Annotated in this window: 17 protein-coding genes; 9 read left to right on the top strand and 8 right to left on the bottom strand. The window is 57.6% G+C overall.

Annotation, left to right across the window (positions count from 1 at the left end; genetic code table 11):
- Positions 1-26 precede the first annotated feature (26 nt).
- Positions 27-1,229, top strand: a complete 1,203-nt coding sequence (locus ACU6HM_RS02925) for a benzoate/H(+) symporter BenE family transporter (protein WP_051359096.1) — start codon at positions 27-29, stop codon at positions 1,227-1,229.
- A 120-nt stretch (positions 1,230-1,349) separates the two neighbouring features.
- Positions 1,350-1,538 (top strand): DUF3008 family protein, encoded by a 189-nt coding sequence (locus ACU6HM_RS02920; RefSeq protein WP_009458869.1) that lies wholly within the window; start codon positions 1,350-1,352, stop codon positions 1,536-1,538.
- On the opposite strand, the gene ACU6HM_RS02915 is transcribed toward ACU6HM_RS02920, so the two are convergent.
- The gene (locus ACU6HM_RS02915; RefSeq protein WP_250755838.1) at positions 1,539-2,297 is read right to left on the bottom strand and encodes a LamB/YcsF family protein; all 759 of its coding nucleotides are present in this window, start codon (positions 2,295-2,297) and stop codon (positions 1,539-1,541) included.
- Positions 2,294-3,235 (bottom strand): LysR family transcriptional regulator, encoded by a 942-nt coding sequence (locus tag ACU6HM_RS02910; RefSeq protein WP_021446486.1) that lies wholly within the window; start codon positions 3,233-3,235, stop codon positions 2,294-2,296. Before ACU6HM_RS02910 ends, ACU6HM_RS02915 begins: the two co-directional genes overlap by 4 nt.
- A 143-nt stretch (positions 3,236-3,378) precedes the next feature.
- Here ACU6HM_RS02910 and xdhA point away from each other — a divergent pair, with 143 nt between their 5' ends.
- From xdhA to ACU6HM_RS02875, 7 genes are all read left to right on the top strand, one after another.
- Positions 3,379-4,872 carry a xanthine dehydrogenase small subunit gene (gene xdhA, locus ACU6HM_RS02905; protein ID WP_446763322.1) on the top strand — a complete coding sequence of 498 codons (1,494 nt, stop codon included), beginning with the start codon at positions 3,379-3,381 and terminating at the stop codon, positions 4,870-4,872.
- Positions 4,872-7,199, top strand: coding sequence for a xanthine dehydrogenase molybdopterin binding subunit (gene xdhB, locus ACU6HM_RS02900; RefSeq protein ID WP_446763321.1), 2,328 nt, complete (start codon positions 4,872-4,874; stop codon positions 7,197-7,199). The genes xdhA and xdhB overlap by 1 nt, the downstream gene beginning before the upstream one ends.
- The gene (gene xdhC, locus ACU6HM_RS02895) at positions 7,196-8,164 is read left to right on the top strand and encodes a xanthine dehydrogenase accessory protein XdhC (protein ID WP_324575768.1); all 969 of its coding nucleotides are present in this window, start codon (positions 7,196-7,198) and stop codon (positions 8,162-8,164) included. The genes xdhB and xdhC overlap by 4 nt, the downstream gene beginning before the upstream one ends.
- A 24-nt stretch (positions 8,165-8,188) precedes the next feature.
- A complete protein-coding gene (gene guaD / locus ACU6HM_RS02890) occupies positions 8,189-9,514 on the top strand; it encodes a guanine deaminase (RefSeq protein WP_324575766.1) in 1,326 nt (441 codons plus the stop codon).
- Between the two features lie 193 nt (positions 9,515-9,707).
- On the top strand, positions 9,708-11,009 hold the full coding sequence (locus tag ACU6HM_RS02885) for a methyltransferase family protein (protein WP_009455852.1): 1,302 nt from the start codon (positions 9,708-9,710) through the stop codon (positions 11,007-11,009).
- A gap of 59 nt (positions 11,010-11,068) precedes the next feature.
- The gene (locus tag ACU6HM_RS02880) at positions 11,069-11,743 is read left to right on the top strand and encodes a response regulator transcription factor (protein ID WP_009455854.1); all 675 of its coding nucleotides are present in this window, start codon (positions 11,069-11,071) and stop codon (positions 11,741-11,743) included.
- A gap of 33 nt (positions 11,744-11,776) precedes the next feature.
- Complete coding sequence (locus tag ACU6HM_RS02875) at positions 11,777-13,051, top strand: sensor histidine kinase (protein ID WP_031231909.1); 1,275 nt, start codon at positions 11,777-11,779, stop codon at positions 13,049-13,051.
- A gap of 215 nt (positions 13,052-13,266) precedes the next feature.
- Here the strand turns inward: ACU6HM_RS02875 and rpoD are convergent, their stop codons facing one another.
- The 6 genes from rpoD to ACU6HM_RS02845 form a co-directional block, all read right to left on the bottom strand.
- On the bottom strand, positions 13,267-15,489 hold the full coding sequence (rpoD, locus tag ACU6HM_RS02870) for an RNA polymerase sigma factor RpoD (protein ID WP_021446482.1): 2,223 nt from the start codon (positions 15,487-15,489) through the stop codon (positions 13,267-13,269).
- Positions 15,490-15,748: 259 nt separating this feature from the next.
- Positions 15,749-17,752, bottom strand: a complete 2,004-nt coding sequence (gene dnaG / locus ACU6HM_RS02865) for a DNA primase (RefSeq protein WP_009455860.1) — start codon at positions 17,750-17,752, stop codon at positions 15,749-15,751.
- Entirely contained in the window at positions 17,749-17,961 is a 213-nt protein-coding gene (rpsU, locus tag ACU6HM_RS02860) for a 30S ribosomal protein S21 (RefSeq protein ID WP_003799344.1), read from the bottom strand. Before rpsU ends, dnaG begins: the two co-directional genes overlap by 4 nt.
- A 122-nt stretch (positions 17,962-18,083) precedes the next feature.
- Positions 18,084-18,629, bottom strand: coding sequence for a phosphoribosyltransferase (locus ACU6HM_RS02855; protein ID WP_021446480.1), 546 nt, complete (start codon positions 18,627-18,629; stop codon positions 18,084-18,086).
- A 154-nt stretch (positions 18,630-18,783) separates the two neighbouring features.
- The gene (locus ACU6HM_RS02850; protein ID WP_009455867.1) at positions 18,784-20,079 is read right to left on the bottom strand and encodes an adenylosuccinate synthase; all 1,296 of its coding nucleotides are present in this window, start codon (positions 20,077-20,079) and stop codon (positions 18,784-18,786) included.
- 74 nt (positions 20,080-20,153) lie between these two features.
- Complete coding sequence (locus ACU6HM_RS02845; RefSeq protein WP_009455869.1) at positions 20,154-21,311, bottom strand: ATP phosphoribosyltransferase regulatory subunit; 1,158 nt, start codon at positions 21,309-21,311, stop codon at positions 20,154-20,156.
- Positions 21,312-21,357 lie beyond the last annotated feature (46 nt).

Here is a 21,357-nt window from a genome sequence, read left to right as displayed (position 1 = left end):
CCCTACTACCCTCACCACACGCATCCATGTCTTCCACACACCTGTCCCGCCCCGGATATCTGCAGCGCTTGTTGAGTTGGTTCCAGATTTCTCACATGTCGGCGGGGCTGATTGCCGTGCTGGTGGGCTACACAAGTTCTGCTGCCATTGTTTTTCAGGCCGCTCAAGCGGCCGGTGCCAACACCGCCGAGCTGGGCTCCTGGATGTGGTCTTTGGGTATTGGTCTGGGCCTGCTGTCGGCAGGTCTGTCGCTGCGCTACAAGATTCCAATTCTGACTGCCTGGTCCACACCTGGCGCAGCGCTGCTGGCCACGGGTCTGGTGGGCCTGCCCATGTCCCAGGCCGTGGGCATTTTCCTGTTTTCGTCCCTGCTGACCACCATTTGCGGTCTTAGCGGCAGCTTTCAGAAGTTGATGCAGTACATGCCGCGCAGCATTGCCGGTGCCATGCTGGGCGGCATCTTGCTGCGCTTTGGCCTGGACCTGTTTGGTGCCATGCAAACCCAATGGCTGCTGTGCCTGAGCATGTTCATTGTGTTTCTGGTGGTGCGCCAATGGTCGCCTCGCTACGCCGTGCCGCTGGCACTGGTGGCCGGTGTCACGATTGCTGCCCTGCAAGGTTTGCTGAAAATGGAAATTCTGAGCTGGACTCCCGCCACGCCGGTGCTGGTCTGGCCCGAGTTTTCCTGGACGGCACTCATTGGTGTGGGCATTCCCTTTTTCATCGTCACCATGAGCTCGCAGAACATTCCGGGCGTGGCTGTATTGAAGGCGCATAACTACGATGCGCCCAACTCCACCGTCATTAGCTGGACCGGGATTGTGGGCCTGATCTTTGGCCCCTTCGGTGGCTACGCCTACAATCTGGCCGCCATTAGCGCCGCCCTGTGCATGACTCCCGAAGTGGATGCGGACCCGCGTCAGCGTTATCGCGCCAGTGTCTGGGCCGGGATTTTCTATTTTGCCGCCGGTATCTTTGGTGCCACCGTGGTCAGCCTGTTTGCCGCCTTCCCAACCGAACTGATTGCGGCCATTGCCGGTCTGGCCTTGCTGGGTACCATAGGCAATAGCATCCACATGGCGCTGGAAGCCCCAGACACCCGTGACGCCGCCCTGGTCACCTTTCTGACCACTGCGTCAGGCATGAGTCTGCTCAATATCGGCAGCGCCTTCTGGGGTCTGGTTTTTGGTATGGCTATGTATCTGATTCAGAAACGAAAAGTATCCTGATCCGGTCATCCCCCCGGCGTCTGTTCAAGACGGCAAACAAGCCTCACATTTGCTTGCTTTGCCGTCTTTTTCATTTGGCACACTAAAGGCGTGACCACTTTTCTTTAACGGAGGTGCTTCATGCCTGCTTTATCTCAAGCCCAACAAAAAGCTGCCGGTGCAGCCTTGTCCGCCAAACGCGGAGAAACTCCGGTAGCCAGTCTGAAAGGGGCATCGCTGGAAATGTACAACACCATGAGTACCAAGGAGCTGGAAGAACTGGCCAGCACCGATACCGCGCGCCGCAACCTGCCTGAACACAAGGAGTAATCAGACAGCCTGAACGCGCACGCCGCTTTGCTCGAAGGCTTGATGCAAACGCTGCGCAAATTCGGCCGCCCCCGCCTGATCCCCATGCAGGCACAAGGTATCAGCAGACAAAGGCACCGTTTTACCCGACAGACTGGTAACGGTGCCTTGCTCTATCATCTGCATCACTTGCTGTACGGACTGATCGGCATTGGTAATCATGGCGCCAGCTTGCTGACGAGGGGTCAGGCTGCCATCGTCCTGATAGCTGCGATCGGCAAACACCTCTTGAGCCACCGTCAAACCCGCATCACGACCGGCCTGCACTTGCACACTGCCTGCCAGCGCATACAGAATCAGGCTGCGATCAATATCGGCCACAGCTTGGGCAATGGCTTTTGCCAAGGCCCCATCACGGGCGGCCATATTGTAAAGAGCACCATGTGCCTTGACGTGATGCAAAGCAGCACCTTGGGTGCGTGCAACGGCAGCCAGGGCTCCCACCTGCACCACCACCATGTCATACACCTGCTCGGGGGTAACCGCCATCACCCGGCGACCAAAACCAGCCAGATCCGGCAGGCCGGGATGTGCGCCCAGCTTCACACCATGCTTTAGGGCCAGGGCCACCGTCTGACGCATGGTGCCCGGATCTCCGGCATGAAAGCCACAGGCGATATTTACCGACGTCACCCACGGAATCACCTGCTCGTCATGGCCCATGCCCCAGGGGCCAAAGCTCTCGCCCATGTCGCAATTCAAATCAATACTCAAGCTCATGGAGTTCCCTCTGATAATCCATCCAACCTGCCTGCGGCCTGGGCAATGCAACGCCGGAACCACAGCAGTTCTGCCGCATTATGCGTGCGCGGATGCCACAGCTGGTAAAAACGCATCAGTGGAAAATGAACCGGACAAGGCAACACGGTAATTGGCAGAATGCGGGCATAGTACTCGGCAAACTGGCGGTTCGTGGTGAACACCATGTCCGTGCGACTCAAAATCCCCGGAACCAGGCCGAAATACGGCACGACCATCTGTACGTGACGGCTGATGCCCTGCTCGGCCAGGCAACCGTCAATAAAGCCGCGCTTGTCCGTCACGTGGGCCGAAGGGGCCAGATGCGGCATGTCCAGATAGTGCTGCAAGGACAGACCACGCTGCGCCAAGGGATGATGGCGGCCCAGCATACAGACCACCTCGTCATCAAACAGACGCGCCAGGTGCAGCTTTTCAGGGGGCTCGAGCCAGTTGCCGATCACCACGTCCAGCTCGCCCTCTTCCAGGGCCTGCACGTAATCCAGATCCGGGTTGATGGTATGGACCACCAGCCGGGCCTGCGGCGCCTGACGACGCACCCGCTCCGCAATATCCGGGATAAAAGCGCCGTCCAGATAATCCGGCGCGCCCAGATTGAAAACGCGGGTAGACTGACTGGGATCCATAGGCTCTGCCGCGGCAGAAATTCGCTCGATAGCTTGCAGAGCTTCCGTGGCATGTGCCAGCAAAAAGGGGCCGCGCTCGGTAGGCACCATTCCCTTTTTACCGCGCAACAAAATCGGATCGCCCGTGATTTCGCGCAAGCGCCGCAAGGCATTGCTAACGGCTGGCTGGGACATACCCAAGCGGATAGCCGTACGCGAGACGCTGTGCTCTTTGAGCAGCGACTGCAATACCCGCAGCAAATGCAGGTCTAGTTGTTCTCGTAATTTTGGCATGGTTTAAATAATACAAGCGCTGGCCCGCCTCGTTGATCGGTGTAGACACTCATACGCCTATATAGTGAACATCATTCCAAGCAAATGTTCGCATCCTAAGCAAATGCTATCTTCGATCCGTAAAAAACCAGTCGAGTGAGATCATGGAGACAAGACCAATTCGTTTTATTTATCGCGGCGAAGTACAGGAAGTGGCTCAGGCCCCGACCACGCGAACCGTTTTACAGTATATCCGTGAGGATCTGCACTGCACCGGCACCAAAGAAGGCTGTGCCGAGGGTGATTGCGGCGCCTGCACGGTCATGATTGGCGAACTGGACCAGAACAATCAACTGCAATTGCGTGCCGTAAACGCCTGTATCCAGCTGCTGCCTACGCTGGACGGCAAGGTGCTCTACACTATTGAGGATCTGCGCCAGGACGATGGCACCCTGCACCCCGTGCAACAAGCCATGGTGGACTGGCACGGTGCCCAGTGCGGCTTTTGTACGCCCGGCTTCATCATGTCGCTGTGGGGCCTGTACATGACGCACTCGCCCGAAGACGGCCCGGTTTCCCGGGAACAGATCGACGATGTGCTCTCGGGCAATCTGTGCCGCTGTACCGGCTACCGCCCCATTATTGATGCGGCCAAGGCCATGCACAGCTATCCGGCTGTCAGCATGGATCGCCAATCCATTGAAGACAAGCTGCGTGCCATTCGTCAGGACGGCATGCTGGCCTATGAATACCAGGGCCAGACCTTCCACGCCCCCCGCACGCTGGACCAGTTGGCCCAGCTGCGCGAGCAATATCCGCAAGCCCGCATTCTGGCTGGCAGCACCGATATCGGCCTATGGGTGACCAAGCAATTCCGCGATTTGCCGCATCTGATCTATATCGGTCAGGTGGCCGAGCTGCGCGAACTGAAAACCACCGAGGACGATCTGTATATCGGTGCAGGCGTGCTGTTGAACGACGCTTTTGACGCCCTGATCAAAGACCACCCCGAATTGACAGAACTGCGCCAACGCTTTGCCTCCTTCCCTATCCGCAACGCCGGTACCCTGGGCGGCAACGTGGCCAACGGCTCGCCCATTGGCGACTCCATGCCCGCCCTGATTGCCATGCGTACCCGTGTGGTGCTGCGCAAAGGCGCAGTCGAGCGCGTGCTGCCTTTGGAAGATCTGTATCTGGCCTACCAGAAAACCGCCATGGAACCGGGCGAGTTCGTGCAAGGCCTGCTGGTCCCACGCAACAAGGGACAATGGCAATTCCGTACCTACAAGCTGTCCAAGCGTTTCGACCAGGACATTTCTGCCGTGTGCGGCGCCTTTGCGGTGGAACTGGATGGCAAGATCGTCAAACAGGCTCGCATCGCCTTTGGTGGTATGGCTGCCACTCCAAAACGTGCCAGCCATGCCGAACAAGTGCTGCAAGGCCAGGAATGGAACGAAGAAAACGTACAAGCTGCCATGCAGGCGCTGCAACAGGACTATCAGGCCCTGAGCGATATGCGTGCCAGCAGCGAATACCGCAATCAAAGTGCGGCCAATTTGCTGTACCGCTTCTTCCTGGAAACCCACCCTGAAAACGCTTTGAGTCCCGCCCAGCTGAATGTCTTTCACCGAGCTCAAGCCAGCCTGGAGACTTTGTGATGAAAATTGACAATATCAACCACCTGAACACCGCCACGGCTCAACGAGTCGGCGTGTCCTTTCTGCACGAGTCGGCAGACCTGCACGTGAGCGGCACGGCCACATATACCGATGATTTGCCTGAATTGCAGGGCACGGCCCATATTGCGCTGGGCCTGTCGGAAAAAGCCCATGCCCGTTTGCTGGACGTGGATCTGGAAGCTGTGCGTCAAGCGCCCGGTGTCATTGCCGTCCTGACGGTTGCCGACATTCCCGCCGCAAATAATTGTGGCCCTATTCTGCATGACGACCCCATTCTGGCCGATGGCGTGGTGCATTACTTTGGCCAGCCCATTTTTGCGGTTATTGCGAAATCCCACGACCAGGCACGCCGTGCCGCGCGCCTGGGCAAGATCACCTACGAAGAGCTGCCTGCCATCTTGACTCCACAAGAAGCCAAGGCCGCGAACGCCGGTGTTCTGCCCCTGATGAGCCTGAAACAAGGCGACGCCAAAAAAGCATTGGAATCGGCTCCACACCGCCTGCAAGGCACCTTCCAGTGCAATGGTCAGGAACAGTTTTACCTGGAAGGCCAGATTTCCTACGCCGTGCCCAAGGAATACGGCGCCGTGCATATCTGGTGCTCCACCCAGCATCCTTCGGAAATGCAGCAGCTGGTTGCCCACTGTCTGGGCGTTGGCGCGCACAAGGTACACGTGGAATGCCGTCGCATGGGCGGTGGTTTCGGTGGCAAGGAATCTCAATCGGCTCTGTACGCCTGCGTGGCCAGTGTGGCTGCCGTCAAGCTGCAGCGCCCGATCAAGCTGCGCCTGGACCGCGACGACGACTTCATGATTACCGGCAAGCGTCACGGTTTCTACTATGAATACGATATTGGTTACGACGACGAAGGCCGCCTGCTGGGTGCCCGTCTGGACATGACCGCCAACTCGGGCTTTTCCGCCGACTTGTCCGGCCCCGTGGCAACCCGCGCCATCTGCCACTTTGACAATGCCTACTACCTGTCTGATGTAGACATGAGCGCGCTGTGCGGTCGCACCAATACCCAATCCAACACAGCCTTCCGAGGCTTTGGTGGCCCGCAAGGGGCCTTGGTGATGGAAGTGGCCCTGGACACCATTGCCCGCCGCCTGGGCAAAGATCCGCTGGATGTACGCCGCATCAACTTCTACGGTAAAAAAGACCGTAATGTGACGCCTTACGACCAGACCGTGGTCGATAACGTCATTCACGAACTGGTGGCCGAGCTGGAGGAAACCAGCGAATACCGTCAGCGCCGTGAACAAATCCGTGAATTCAATGCCAGCAGCCCGGTACTGAAAAAGGGTCTGGCACTGACCCCGGTGAAATTTGGTATTTCCTTTAACGTACCCGCCTTCAACCAGGCTGGTGCTCTGGTCCACGTCTACCGTGACGGCACGGTTTTGGTGAACCACGGTGGCACGGAAATGGGTCAGGGCCTGAACACCAAGGTGGCCCAGGTGGTAGCCCATGAACTGGGCCTGAATCTGGAGCACATCCGGGTCACGGCCACCGATACCACCAAAGTGGCCAATACCTCGGCCACGGCGGCATCCACAGGTACGGACTTGAACGGTAAAGCCGCCCAGGATGCGGCCTACCAGATTCGCCAGCGTCTGACGACGGTAGCTGCCCAGCTCTTCTCGGTGGAAGAGTCCAGCGTGAAATTCGAGCGGGGTCAGGTCCAGATCGGCGGCCAGACCATGCCCTTCTTTCAACTGGTTGAGCACGCCTACCAGGCCCGCGTCCAGCTGTGGTCCGACGGCTTTTACGCCACCCCCGGCCTGCACTGGGACTCCAAAGTCATGAAGGGCAACCCCTTCTACTACTTCTCTTATGGGGCTGCCGTCGCTGAAGTGCTGATCGACACGCTGACCGGGGAATCTCGTCTTCTGCGTGCTGACGTGCTGCACGATGTGGGCAAATCCATCAATCCGGCCCTGGATATTGGCCAGGTTGAAGGCGCCTTTATTCAAGGTATGGGCTGGCTGACAACAGAAGAGCTGGTTTGGAACGCTCAAGGCAAGCTCACCACGCATGCACCGTCGACCTACAAGATCCCGGCCATCAGCGACTGCCCCATGGACTTCCGCGTCAATCTGTTCGATGGCCGCAACGCCATGGATTCGATTCACCGCTCCAAAGCCGTGGGCGAACCGCCTTTGCTGCTACCGTTCTGCGTCTTTAACGCGATCCGTGATGCGGTTGCCAGTGTAGGCAACTACCAGATTGAGCCCGTGCTGAACGCACCTGCGACTGCGGAAGCCGTCATGCGGGCTGTTGCGGCTATTCGCAAAGCGAAATGAGTAGCTGGCCCTCTCTTGCCCTCGCCCGTGTGAAAGCGGGCGAGCGGCTGGTTTTGTGCTCGGTGGCGCTTGCCAAAGGCTCCACCCCGCGCACCACGGGCACGGCCATGCTGTTCAGCCAAACTGAGCAGTGGTTAACCATTGGTGGCGGGCACCTGGAATGGGTAGCGGCAGAACAGGCACGTGTCATGCTCAGTCAGTCCTCCGGACCCGGCTGGAGCATGAGCCGCCTGCCGCTGGGCCCCAGTCTGGGCCAATGTTGCGGCGGGGTCGTTACCTTGCTGTACGAAACCCTGGGTGCCGAGGATCTGGGCTGGCTGGAAGAGCTGGATAGCGCCGTGCGGGCCGGTCAGGCGACCAGCCGCCGTTCACAATTGCTCTCAGACGGCAATAAGCAGGTTGATATACACAGCCCTTCAATTGTGGATGAGTCCCGGCTGGACTACGACGGCTCGCAAGGCGTCTGGATGGAGGAGCTGCCGCCCCCGCCCCTGACTATTTTGCTGTTTGGGGCCGGTCATGTGGGCGAGGCACTGGTGCAGATTCTGGGCACCCTGCCATGCCGGGTTCTGTGGATTGACGAACGCCCTGAACTGTTTCCCGCTCAGGTACCCAGCAATGTCAGCCTGGAAATTACCGACATCCCCGATGCGCTGATCGAACAAGCCCCGACCAATAGCTATTTTCTGGTGATGACGCATAATCACGGCCTCGATCTGGCTCTGTGCCAAAAGATCTTGCGCCGGCCCGATACGGCCTATGTGGGCCTGATCGGCTCCATGACCAAACGTCGTCAATTCGAGCGCCGCTTGCAGCAACGCGGCATGCCCGAATCCCGTATTCAGGAACTGGTCTGCCCCATTGGCGTGCCAGGTATCAAGGGCAAGGCCCCCTCGATTATTGCCGTGGCTGTCGCCGCCGAATTGCTGACCCACGCCTATGAAATGGGCCAGCTCAGTCGCTGATGCGACCTCGACTTCAAGGACACTATGACTACCTCTTTACACTCCGCCTGCGCCTACCGTGCCCAACTGCTGTACTTTGTCGCGGACCCTGCCACATTGGAAGATCCTTCCGAAGCCGTGCGCTATCACAGTGACGGCCTGCTGCTGGTCAACGAACAGGGCCAGATTCAGGCCTGTGGCGACTGGGCCGAACTGTCGCGCAGCCTGCCTGCCGATACAAAGACCGTGGATTTGAGCGGGCAAATCATCATGCCAGGCATGATCGACACCCACCTGCACTTTCCGCAAACCGACATTATTGCCTCTCCCTCCAGCGGCCTGCTGCCCTGGCTGGAAACCTATACCTTCCCAACTGAAGGCCGTTTTGGCGATAGTGAACATGCACGCGAAGTGGCTGGCGTGTTTCTGGACGAACTGCTGCGCAACGGCACGACCACCGCCCTGGTCTATGGCAGTGTGCACCGCCAATCCGTGGATGCCTTCTTTGAAGAAAGCCACGAGCGCAATCTGCGCATGATTGCAGGCAAGGTGATGATGGATCGCAACTGCCCGGACTATCTGCAAGATACCGCCGAGTCAGGCGCACGCGATTCGGAAGACCTCATCAAGCGCTGGCACGGCAAGGGCCGCCAACTGTACGCTCTGACACCCCGTTTTGCGCCCACCTCCACCCCGGAGCAATTGGCCGCCTGTGGTGAACTGGCCCGCGCCTACCCCGATGTGTTTCTGCAAACCCATGTGGCAGAAAACAAGGACGAAATCAAATGGGTAAGCGAGCTGTTCCCCAAGAACCGCAGCTATCTGGACGTGTACGACAGCTTTGGTCTGCTGCGCCCCCGCGCCATCTACGGCCACAGTATCTGGCTGGACGAGCAGGATCGCGCCCGCATGCACGATACCGGCAGTATTGCGGCGCACTGCCCCACATCCAACCTGTTCCTGGCCTCTGGTTTGTTCGATTTCCAGTCCATTCGCCAAAGCAAGGTGCTGCACACCCTGGCCACCGATGTGGGCGGCGGGACGTCGTTCTCCATGCTGCGCACCATGAACGAAGCCCACAAAGTGGCCCGTCTGAACAACTACCATCTGACCGCCGCATCCATGTTCTACATGGCCACCGAAGGGGCCGCGCGGGCACTGGACATGCAGGGTCAAATCGGCACGCTGGCTCCTGGTGCCGAGGCGGACTTTATTGTGATGGACCCCAAGGCCACTCCCTTGATGGCCCGCCGCAGCACCATGCTGAACTCGCTGGAAGAGCAATTGTTCATGCTGGCCCTGCTGGGTGACGATCGCTGCATTCAAGCCAGCTACAGCGCAGGCCGCTGCGTGCATCAGCGCGATCACTAAACACAACTGAAGCCGGGTCCTGGCGGGCAACTCCAATCATTACAACCGCCGCCAGGGACTCTTTTCCGTCTACCCAAAAAAATATCTGCACGCGTTTTTCGATTTAACGCGGATTTTACGGTGCCAACGATACATTGATCCCGTCAGTAGGGAGCCAGCCCCGGCTCCCCCCTCTTCTTGGCGAGATTTGATTATGTCCGGCACATCAACACTGGTGCAACGCAACTCCCTGTTCTACCTGCTGACGCAGGTTGTGGGAGTGACCTTTTTGTTTCTCTGGCTGGCCAGCCTGACCCAGGACTGGTCCCCGCTCAATCCCTTGCTGGCATCCAGCCAGCAACCTGGCCATATGGCCCATGAAATGAAAGAGGCTCAAGGTCTGCTGACCGGCCTGATTGCCGCCGCTGGTTTGTTCCTGGCTGCCTGGAAGCTGCGCCAGCTGCGCGGACAAGAGGCCTTGCCAGGCAAACGCATCCTGTTGCTGGGCACCAGCCTGTTCCTGGCCGTGCCTTTGCTGATGCTGCTTCTGCAGTACTCCGCCGCCTCCCCAAGCCTGGAATCGCTGTATCACCAGATACCCGAGATCAAACCCTTGCTGGAAGTGGGTGCCATCGTCGCCGTGGGCGCTGGCTTGCTACACCTGTACTTTGCCGGTTGGGCCTTGAACCAGGCCCGCCTGCGCTGGGGGGGCCTGCTGGCCGGTTTGATCTGCGCCTTTTTGTTGGGCTTGCTGGAAGCGGATCAAGAGCGTATCAATCTGACTCAAGTGTTTGCCTCACTGGCGCTTGTCTGGCTGCTGGGCAGCATCGCCTTCTACCCCTTGATCGTGAATCCCGAACGCTGGTCAGCCTCCCATGGCGAACGCGCCACGGTTGCAGAGGCCTGGGAACATCTGGCCAGCATTCAGGTACAACGTCGCCGCAGCCTGGGGATGTTTGGTGGCCTGATGGTCGTGATTCTGCCTTTCTTCGCCTCCACATGGGCGGTCGACTCGCTGGTCTTTCAATTCACCCGAATGGCCGGTCTGGGGCTGGTCCTGATTGCCGTCCTGGGCCGCTGCTGGTGCATGTTGTACCTGGGTGGTCATAAAGGCTCCAGCCTGATCAGCCAAGGCCCCTACTCCATCAGCCGCAACCCGCTGTATCTGTTTTCCCTGTGTGCCGTCACCGGCATGGGTGCACTGTCCGGCAGCCTGCTGCTTGGCCCCATACTCGCCTTGTTTGTCTACGCCGTCTTCAACAATGTGATCGACGAAGAACAGGTTCTGCTGCACAAAGTCTTTGGTCAGGATTATCAGGACTACTGCCAGCGCGTGCCCCGCCTGATCCCACGCCTGAGCCTCTGGAACAGCCCGAACGAACTGCAAGTGTCCCTGACAGGATTGGCCCGCACCTTGCGCGATGCCTTGCCCTACTTCCTGATCTGGCCCGTCTTTGCCCTGGCACAGTGGTTGCAAATCAATGGCTGGGTACCCGTACTTCTGCGTCTACCCTGATCGTCCCCAAGTGCAGTAAGCTGCACAAGAACTGTCCCAACCCTGTGGAACAAGCTGTCATGCGTGTCCTGATTGTTGAAAACGATACGACCATTGCCGAAAATCTTTATACCTATCTGGAACTGAAAGGCTTTGCTGTGGATGCCGCCTACGACGGCAATGGTGCACTGACACTGCTGCAAGAACAGGACTTTGATGCGCTGGTGCTGGATCTGGGCCTGCCCGGTCTGGATGGTTTTGGTGTACTCCAGGCCCTGCGCCAGTCCAGTCAAACACCCATCCCGACCTTGGTACTGACAGCCCGCAGCCAGTTGGAGAGCAAGCTCACGGCCTTTGATCTGGGGGCGGACGACTATCTGATCAAACCTTTTGCCCTGGCTGAAGTCGAGGCCCGGCTACGCGCTCTGATGCGTCGTGGCCCACCACAAGTACAGCACGGCTCACTGCATTGGGGCAGTCTGGAATACAACCTGGATACGGCGCTGGTCAGCGTAAACGGTCAGGAACTGCACCTAAGTTTCAAAGCCCGCCAGTTGCTGGAAGCTCTGTTACGCGACCCGCAAGCCATTCTGACACGTCGCTCCCTGGAGAAAACCCTGTGGCCACAGGGTGCACCGTCCCCAGAAGCCTTGCGCAGTCAAATCCATATCTTGCGCCGCGCCTTGTCCGAGGCTGGCGCAGGCACCATTGAAACCTTGCCCGGCATGGGCTGGCGTTTGCAACAGGAGAGCTAAGGGATGGCCATAGCCCCGCGCCGCAGCCGCTTCATGAGCACCCTTACCCAGCGTGTATCCTGGGCCCTGACCCTGATAGCCGCCTTGCTGGTCATCATTATGGGGGGACTGGCCTATGTAGCCTTTGCGCGCATGGAAGACGAGATGGTCAACGCCATGCTGGTCTCTTACGCTCGCAACCCCACTCTTTTACCCGACAGCGCCTACGACCGCAGTGAAGCCCTGGGCGCAGAGCTGGACAGCTATTGGTTTTTGCCGGGCCAAACTCTGGACAATTTGCCCGAATTTGCCCGTGTTTCCGAACCGGGCATTTACGAATTTCATCTGGGTAGTGACACCTGGCACGTGCTGCGCCAGGACAAAGAGCAAGGCCAGCTGTATCTGGTGTATCGCGCCACCCCTCACGAAGACCGAGTACGCGAGTTTGGCCTGATTCTGCTCCTGATCGGTTCGGCCACGATTTTGCTGGTGTTTTTACTCGGGCGTCGAGTAGCCCGCCACGCTGTGGCTCCCATGCTGACCCTGTCCCGCCATCTGGAAAACTGGGCACCCGGCCGCTCCGGCCTGCCCGAACACCAGGATGATGAAGCTGGCCGGCTGATCCGAGCCTTTAATCGCATGCAGGAGCAAGTTGAGGAACTACTGACGCATGAACGCGAGTTCGCCGCCAATCTGGGCCACGAGCTGCGTACAGGGCTGACTGCCATACGCAGCGATTGCGAGCTTTTGCTGCTGCAACTGCCCGAAGGCCCTCAACAACAGCGCCTGCAACGCATGATGGTCCACGCCGATGCCGTCACCGCCAGCCTGGATGCCGCAGAAAGCCTGGCTTACACCGCAGAGCGCCATGTGCGCGAAGTCGAGGTCCACGAGCTGGCTCAACAGACCTGGCAGGCCGTCGCCCTGCTGGATGCGGATAGCCAGCAAGTACGTTGGAGCAATTTGGTGCCTGACCACTTGCACTACACCTTGGACCCCTATGCCCTGTCCATGTTGCTGCGCATCCTGATGCGCAATGCCATCGACCACGCCGCCCCCTGCAAGCTGCAACTGAGCTGGATTGCCCCCTCAGTCCTGGCTTTGCAAGACGACGGCCCCGGCATTGCCAAACAAGATCAAATCCTGATCTTTGAGCGCCACTTCAGCCAGGGCAAACAACTGACGACAGGACTGCGCGAAGAAGGCCACAGAGGCATAGGCCTGGCACTGGCACGCCAACTGGCGTTGGCGCAAGGCTGGAGTTTAAGTGTACAAAGCGGGCCGAATGGCAAAGGCTGTGTATTCAAGCTGGATCTGGATCCGTCCTGATATCCTGAAACGGCAAACTTATCTGCACGAACGGTGTCGCCAAGAGCATCAAAAACTCATTGCGACAGGCAAGACCAAAGACCTAGTAAGCTTTTCTCAACTGCAGCGCCTAACCCTTGAAAAGAGATTTTAAAAGGCTGGGCAATGAGCACAAAAAAAACCCGGTCTTATTCAGACCGGGTTTTTTATCTTGCTCAAGCAGACCTGCTAAAGACTTACTGGCTTTCCAGGAAGCTCTTCAGTTTGTCGGCACGGCTAGGATGACGCAGCTTGCGCAAAGCCTTGGCTTCTATTTGACGAATACGCTCACGCGTGACGTCAAACTGCTTGCCCACCTCTTCCAGAGTCTGGTCAGTGCTCATCTCGATACCAAAACGCATGCGCAGCACTTTGGCTTCGCGTGGCGTCAAGGAATCCAGGACATCTTTCACCACATCGCGCATGGAGCCGTGCAAAGCGGAATCCGATGGCGAAACGGTGTTGTTGTCCTCGATGAAATCGCCCAGGTGGGAATCGTCATCGTCACCGATAGGCGTTTCCATGGAGATAGGCTCTTTGGCGATCTTCAAGATCTTGCGAACCTTGTCTTCGGGCATATCCATCTTCTGGGCCAGGGTTGCGGGATCGGGCTCAACGCCGGTTTCCTGCAGGATCTGACGATTGATACGGTTCATCTTGTTGATCGTCTCGATCATGTGAACCGGAATACGAATCGTGCGGGCCTGGTCAGCGATCGAACGCGTAATGGCCTGACGAATCCACCACGTAGCGTACGTGGAGAATTTGTAGCCACGACGGTATTCGAACTTGTCCACTGCCTTCATCAAACCGATATTGCCTTCCTGAATCAGGTCCAGGAACTGCAAGCCACGGTTGGTGTACTTCTTGGCGATGGAGATCACCAGACGCAAGTTGGCCTCGGTCATTTCGCGCTTGGCTTTACGTGCCTTGGCTTCGCCCGTGGTCATGCGTTTGTTGACTTCTTTCAGGTCCTTCAAAGGCAGCACAACGCTGGTTTGCAGGTCGATCAGCTTTTGCTGAACTTCCTGAATGGCAGGGATGTGGCGCTCCAGAATGGAGCTGTAAGGATGACCTGCTGCCACCTCCTGCACCACCCAATCCAGATTGGTTTCGTTGCCGGGGAAAGCCTTGATGAAGTGTGCACGTGGCATATCAGCACGATCCACACAGATGTTCAGGATTTCGCGCTCGTGCTGACGCACGATGGCAACCTGCTCGCGCATGGTATCGGCCAGCTTTTCCACCATCTTGGCGGTAAAGCGGATGCCCATGAATTCGTTCAGGATGGTTTCCTGGGCTTGCACATAGCCTGCGCTCTTGTAACCTTCGGACTCGAAGGACACGCGCATCTTGTCAAACCATTCGCCAATGATGTCGAATTTCTTGAGCGACTTGTTGCGCAGGTATTCAATCTGCTTGCTGCTCATGCCGCCGGCTGGACCTTCGTCTTCGTCGTCAGCGGTTACACCGGAACCGGCGTATTCTTCGCCATCATCGTCCACCAGACCGTCAACCACTTCGTCGATCTGCATGACGCCTTCGCGTACACGCTGAACGTAGGCCAGGATCTCGTTAACCGTGGTTGGGCAGGCGGCAATCGCCATCACCATGTGCTTCAAGCCATCTTCGATGCGCTTGGCGATTTCAATTTCGCCTTCGCGGGTCAGCAGTTCCACCGAACCCATTTCGCGCATGTACATACGCACAGGGTCAGTCGTGCGACCGAAGTCAGAGTCCACCGTGGTCAGAGCAGCTTCAGCTTCGTCCTCGACGTCGTCGTCGCTGGATGCCATGGGCGCGTTATCGCTCATGAGCAAGGTGTCAGCGTCGGGAGCCTGGTCGTAAACCGAGATACCCATGTCACTGAAGGTGCCGATAATGCCATCAATGGCTTCGACATCCACCAGATCATCGGGCAGGTGATCGTTGATTTCACTGTAGGTCAGGTAACCGCGGTCCTTACCCAGCTTGATCAGGGCTTTGAGGCGATTGCGACGGGCTTCCTGTTCTTCAGGGCTCAGTTGGCCACGGACACCGAATACATCTTTTTCGGCTTTAGCGCGCTTGGCACCACGCTTGGCCACCGGCTTGAGATCAGGAATGACCTCTTCTTCGCCCATTTCGTCGTCATCGACAAAGTCGATACCGTCGTTATTGGCATTCTTTGCAGGACGTCCACGGCGACCGCCGGTAGCGGCTTTAGCCGCTGTTTTCTTGGCAGCCGCTTTTTTGGCTACCGTTTTTTTAGCAGCCGCCTTTTTAGCTGCCTTTTTGGCAGGCGCTGCGCCTGGCTCTCCACTTTCGTGAAGCTCATCGAGCTCTACCGAGCTTGATGCCCCTGATTTTGCTGTCGCGGCCAAAGTTTTCTTAGCAGACCGAGAGACCGTCGTCGAGGTTTTACCAGTCGTTTGAGTCATATTTTCTTCCATAGACGCCATTTACCCCTGTGGCACTAAATATGTAGCCACCGAGTCGTACAGGCAAGAGCCTGATAATGAGCGTGTTCACAACCGGCTTGCTCCTGGGCGTGTTGCGCGAGCGAACCCTAAGTCATTTAATCCCTGGCTCATGGGCTCAAGGCATAAGGTGGTTCACAATCCGCTAACCCGCCGCATTTGCTCGCGTACCAGTTTTAACCCCCTGGCCGGCCACAAACACAACACATAACCCAATATTTTACTTCACTTGCCGAGTATAAGCAGCATTCAACAAAGCAATACGGCGTGTCAATTCTTGATAACGCTGACGCTGTTCGGGCTCTTGCAAACCCGTGGCCACCAATGCCGACTGCTCTGCCTTGATCGCATCCAGTTCGATGCGATGCAGCGCATCACGCCATTCACCCTGCGGGTCAGGCAATTCTTCTTCGCCCAAGAGCTCCGTGGCCAGCGCTTCGAGTACAGGGGCCAGGTCGGACTCGGGGTCCACGGCCTCCAGCAACGCACCTGCGTGACGCGCCGAGCTGATATTGCTTAAGGCAATCAGCTCTTGCACTAAACGTAAATGGGGACTTTGCGCCAAAATTTCAAGTTGTTGATCGCCCAGCTCGCCCACCAGAGTCGGATGCCCAATAAGCAAGCGCAGCAATCGCTTGGCCATGGGCGTCACCGCACGGCTGCCACCCACGACAGCGCGCTCGGTCCGTTGACGGTTGTTCTTGCCCTTGCCACGAGCAGTCACTGGCCGCTCCTGATACTGGGGTTGAGGCTGCCAATCAGAGTCGTCCTGCCAGCCATCCATAGGCAGACTGTCAGCAAACGAACCATCAAAACCGTCCTCAAACAGCTCCATGCCATCTGAAGATGGTGCTGGCTGCGCCGGAACCGGTGGTCTGGCTACCAGACCATCCTGAGCAGGCGGCGTATCCACAGCAGGCCGACGAACCGGCTCTACGGTACTCAGGCGCTGCGCCAGCTCGTCCGGCGTCAGCAGCACCATGCGGGCAAATTCGTGCTGAATCTGCACTTTCAAGGTACTGTCAGCCAGTTCCAGCAGCAAAGGCAAGGCCTCGTGCACGCAAGCCGCGCGGCCTTCGGCCTCGTCCATGCGATGGCGGGCTGCCAGCTCGTCCAGGAAGAAGCGCGACAAAGCTGCTGCTTCCTGGGCCTGCTCGCGAAACGCGGCAGCGCCGTGCTCACGAACAAAAGAATCGGGGTCGTGGTTATCCGCCAGGAACATGAAGCGGATGGACACATCGTCACGTACCAGCGGCAAGCAGGTATTCAAAGCACGCCAGGCGGCCTTGCGCCCTGCCCCGTCACCATCAAAGCAAAACACCAGCCTGTCGCTGGCGCGCATCAATTTGGTGATGTGGTATTCGGTTGTCGCGGTGCCCAAGGTCGCTACGGCATTGTGCAAGCCATGTTGCGACAGCGCCACCACGTCCATATAACCTTCAACAATCAGGACAAAGCCTTCTTTGCGTATGCCCTGACGTCCTTCCCACAAGCCGTACAGCTCGTGTCCTTTGGAAAACAGCGTGGTTTCCGGCGAATTCAGGTACTTGGGTTCACCTTTTTCGATCAGACGGCCACCAAAGCCAATGATATGGCCCTTGGTACTGCGGATCGGAAACATGATGCGCGAACGGAAACGGTCGTAGCGACGACCATCTTCGGACTCGATCACCAGGCCGGACTCAACCAGCTGCTTGTCTTCGTACTGCGGAAATACAGCCGATAAGCCGCGTCGCTCCGTACCTGTCCAGCCCAAACCGAAACGGGCAGCCGTCTCCCCATCCAGGCCACGACGTTTTAGATAGTCGATAGCAATGGGTGACTGTTTTAGCTGACGTAGGTAGTGCCCCTGTGCCGTTTCAAGAATATGATGCTGACGCGACAACTCGTCTTTACGACGCGCATCGGCAGCACGTTGGCGTGGGGTGCGATCTGCTTCGGGCACAGTCATTCCGACGGAACCAGCTAAGCTGCGTACCGCCTCGGGGAATGAAGCCCCGGTATGTTCCATCAGGAACGAGATAGCCGATCCGTGAGCGCCACAACCGAAGCAATGGTAAAACTGCTTGGTGGGACTGACTGTAAATGAAGGGGATTTTTCGTTGTGAAAAGGGCACAGGCCAAGCAAGTTGGCCCCGCCTTTACGCAACTGCACGTACCGCCCGACGACATCTACGACATCGACACGGGCGAGCAGTTCCTGAACAAAAGATTCAGGGATCAATACAAGCGTGGAGGCAGTTGCTGGCTGCGGATGCGTTTGTAGTGACGCTTCACGGCGGCAGCGTGCTTGCGCTTGCGCTCAGCCGTTGGCTTTTCGTAGAATTCGCGCGAACGCAGCTCGGTCAACAGACCGGTTTTTTCAATAGTGCGTTTGAAGCGGCGCAGAGCAACTTCAAAGGGTTCGTTTTCTTTCAGGCGAACAATGGACATGTAATCCCTGACCTTTGTAAAAAGAGTTAGCGTAACAGATAGCCCAATATGGTAGCACGATTGCTGGCATACACCAAGCAAGGCGCAATTAGGCTATCCACCAATTATCTGAATGCCAGCGATCAAGCCTGGCCGGTACCCTTACGGATCCAGGCGTCCAGCTGATGAGGGCGAATGCTATCGTAGTCCTCAAAAGGCTGATGAATCCAGGGATTTGTGGGCAACTTGGACACGTAGTAGTCCGGGTCGACCTGGGCGTGGCCTTTCCACCACAAAACGGCGGTTTTCAGCTCGGTGATCGCGGGAAACTGTGCACGCAGGTGATCACGTACACGCATAAAAGTCTTGCCCGTATCGACCATATCATCGACCAGCAGCACATTCCCATCCAGGGTGCCACGGGTAATGGTGATGTATTGCGCAATATCCAGATCACCCTGTTCGGTACCGGCGGCTTCGCGATAGCTGCTGGTGGCCAAAATACCCAGGGGTACATCATAGATGCGCGAAATAACGTCTCCCACTCTCATGCCGCCTCGGGCCAGGCAAACAATTTTGTCGAATTTCCAGCCTGATTCGTGAATACTCAGGGCCAATTGTTCAATCAGGCGATTGTATTGTTCCCAGGAAACCCATTCATCAGTATCGCTATTTGGGGGCAGACTCATATGTATTCCAGATATAAATGCACTAGCTGCGCTTTGGTACCTGCAAAACAAGAGTCTGGTAGGCCAACGCAGCGTCCAGAACGACAAAGCGGCCCTTCAGGCCGCTCTGTACGCACCGTACAACGGTGCAAGGCATTATACCGCGATAAATCGCTTATTTGGTAAACGGATCGCGCAATACGATGGTTTCGTTGCGATCTGGCCCTGTGGAAACCATGTCGATAGGTACATCGCACAGTTCAGCAATGCGTTCCAGGTAACGACGAGCGTTGATAGGCAACTTGTCGTAGTCAGTCACGCCCACGGTGGACTCGGTCCAGCCGGGCATTTCTTCCAGAACGGGCTCGGCTTCGGCAACCGCGTGTGCGCCGTAGGGCAGGACGTCCAGGAATTCGCCCTTGTAGCGGTAACCCACACCAATCTTGATTTGCTCAACGCCGTCCAGCACGTCCAGCTTGGTAATGCACAGACCGGAAATACCGTTAATCATGACCGAACGCTTCATGGCCGCCGCATCAAACCAGCCGCAACGACGTGGACGACCGGTAACGGAACCGAATTCCTTGCCAACCGTAGCCAGACGCATGCCGGTGTCATCCAGCAACTCGGTCGGGAATGGACCCGAACCCACGCGAGTGGTGTAGGACTTGGCGATACCGAGCACGTAGCTCAATTCCTGAGGACCCACACCCGAACCTGCGGAAGCGGCACCGGACAAGCAGTTGCTGCTGGTCACGAAGGGGTATGTACCGTGGTCAATATCCAACAATGCACCCTGGGCACCTTCAAACAGGAGTTTCTGCCCTGCTTTCTTGGCCTGGTACAGGTTGTTGGATACATCAGCGACCATAGGAGCCAGCTGTTCAGCGTGCTTCATGGCCAGGTCGCGAACCTGTTCAGCGGAAACAGCTTCAGCGCCCAGGTACTGGGTCAGCACGAAGTTGTGGTAATCCAGCGCTTCGGACAATTTTTCGTCAAAGATTTCGGGATCGTACAGGTCCTGAACACGCAGGGCACGGCGTGCCACCTTGTCTTCGTAGGCAGGGCCGATACCGCGACCGGTCGTACCGATCTTGCCGTCGCCTTTACGCTTTTCACGAGCCTGGTCCACGGCGATGTGGTAGGGCAAAATCAGCGGGCAAGCGGGCGAGATCTGCAGGCGCGAACGCACGTCCAGACCGGCAGCTTCCAGCTCGGCGATTTCAGTCAAGAGGGCCTCAGGCGACAGCACCACGCCATTGCCAATGTAGCAAGTGACGTGCTCGTGCATGATGCCCGACGGAATCAAGCGCAGAATGGTCTTCTTGCCATTAATCCACAATGTATGGCCAGCGTTATGCCCACCCTGGAAACGAACCACGCCATGCGCGGACTCGGCCAGCCAGTCGACGATCTTGCCTTTGCCTTCGTCACCCCACTGGGTGCCAATCACCACAAGGTTTTTGCTCATGTCTAGTATCAGAATAAAGGAGGCCGGCACGGTGCCGGACCAATAACAATCACCAACGCTACAAGCCGCCTGGCTTACAGCGCCCTAACTTGCCACTGACCGTCCAGCGAGACCAGCTCGCGATCGATCACGAATTCATCCAGATTCAGCTCCTGACCGGGCAGCATCTGAATCACAATTTCACCGTTTTGACGCAGCTGCTTGACCGCTGCAGTCAGGGCCGCATCACTCCCCCAGGGAGCGCGTACTGCACGGGCTGCCTGAGCCGGTGCCAAGCCAGCCGAGAGCTTGCGCAAATCCAGGCTGAAGCCGGTTGCAGGACGAGCACGACCATACATGCGGCCAATACCGTCAAAGCGTCCGCCCTTGACCAAGGCATCGTGCCATCCTTCGGCGTAAACCGAAAAGATCAGGCCCGAATGGTAGGCATAACCGCTGCCGATGTCGGCCAGGTCCACCGTAATTTCGTGGCCAGGCAAAGCATCAATGAAGCTGCGCAGGCTACCCAGAGCTTCGCGCACTTCCGGTTCGTCCGGCAGAACACTGCGGGCACGCTCCAGTACGCTGCCATCGCCATACAGCGAGGTCAAAGCCAGCAGATAGCGGGTGGTTTCAGGCAGACAGCCCGACTCACGACCCAGGGCGCGCAGGCCCGACACATCTTTGGCGTTCAGAAGCTCACACACTTCTGCCACGCGGGTTTTCAAAATAGGATCGCGCTCGATCAGGAAGCGTCCCAGATCGGGGTAGTTCAAGTCCAGGCGAGGATGATGCACCCCTGCCCGACCCACGCTTTCCAGCGCCAGTTGCACCACTTCCAGATCGGACTCAATACCGGCATGGCCGAAAATTTCCGCGCCAATCTGCAACAATTCACGGTCCGACAACAAACCAGCCGGACGGGCATGCAAGACCGAACCACAGTAGCAAAGCCGAGTGACGCCTTCGCGGTTAAGCAAGTGAGCGTCGATACGTGCCACCTGGGGGGTCATGTCGGCGCGTACGCCCATGGTGCGACCCGAGATTTGATCGACGACTTTGCTGGTACGCAGATTCAGATCTGTGCCAGAAACCGCTTGCAGGGATTCCAGATACTCCACCAGAGGTGGAGCTACCAGTTCGAACCCGTAAGTACGATACAAGTCTAGCAAATCGCGGCGCAGTTCTTCGATGCGGCGCGCCTCTGCAGGCAAGATATCAGCCAGGCTCTCTGGCAACAACCAATTGGACATACTCGTGCCTCGGACTACTTATAAACGAAAGTTCCAGCCAAACAAA

It is taken from the genome of Alcaligenes sp. RM2 (assembly GCF_052931795.1).
The sequence above is the reverse complement of the archived record's forward strand: the minus strand, read 5'-3'. Positions and strand labels throughout refer to the sequence as shown.

Coding starts and splice junctions, on each gene's coding strand:
- ACU6HM_RS02880 (WP_009455854.1), top strand. CDS start 11,069: ATGCGTGTCCTGATTGTTGAAAACGATACGACCATTGCCGAAAATCTT.
- xdhB (WP_446763321.1), top strand. CDS start 4,872: ATGAAAATTGACAATATCAACCACCTGAACACCGCCACGGCTCAACGA.
- ACU6HM_RS02915 (WP_250755838.1), bottom strand. CDS start 2,297: ATGAGCTTGAGTATTGATTTGAATTGCGACATGGGCGAGAGCTTTGGC.
- ACU6HM_RS02925 (WP_051359096.1), top strand. CDS start 27: ATGTCTTCCACACACCTGTCCCGCCCCGGATATCTGCAGCGCTTGTTG.
- ACU6HM_RS02855 (WP_021446480.1), bottom strand. CDS start 18,629: ATGAGTCTGCCCCCAAATAGCGATACTGATGAATGGGTTTCCTGGGAA.
- xdhC (WP_324575768.1), top strand. CDS start 7,196: ATGAGTAGCTGGCCCTCTCTTGCCCTCGCCCGTGTGAAAGCGGGCGAG.
- rpsU (WP_003799344.1), bottom strand. CDS start 17,961: ATGTCCATTGTTCGCCTGAAAGAAAACGAACCCTTTGAAGTTGCTCTG.
- guaD (WP_324575766.1), top strand. CDS start 8,189: ATGACTACCTCTTTACACTCCGCCTGCGCCTACCGTGCCCAACTGCTG.
- ACU6HM_RS02845 (WP_009455869.1), bottom strand. CDS start 21,311: ATGTCCAATTGGTTGTTGCCAGAGAGCCTGGCTGATATCTTGCCTGCA.
- ACU6HM_RS02850 (WP_009455867.1), bottom strand. CDS start 20,079: ATGAGCAAAAACCTTGTGGTGATTGGCACCCAGTGGGGTGACGAAGGC.
- ACU6HM_RS02885 (WP_009455852.1), top strand. CDS start 9,708: ATGTCCGGCACATCAACACTGGTGCAACGCAACTCCCTGTTCTACCTG.
- ACU6HM_RS02875 (WP_031231909.1), top strand. CDS start 11,777: ATGAGCACCCTTACCCAGCGTGTATCCTGGGCCCTGACCCTGATAGCC.
- xdhA (WP_446763322.1), top strand. CDS start 3,379: ATGGAGACAAGACCAATTCGTTTTATTTATCGCGGCGAAGTACAGGAA.
- ACU6HM_RS02910 (WP_021446486.1), bottom strand. CDS start 3,235: ATGCCAAAATTACGAGAACAACTAGACCTGCATTTGCTGCGGGTATTG.
- rpoD (WP_021446482.1), bottom strand. CDS start 15,489: ATGACTCAAACGACTGGTAAAACCTCGACGACGGTCTCTCGGTCTGCT.
- ACU6HM_RS02920 (WP_009458869.1), top strand. CDS start 1,350: ATGCCTGCTTTATCTCAAGCCCAACAAAAAGCTGCCGGTGCAGCCTTG.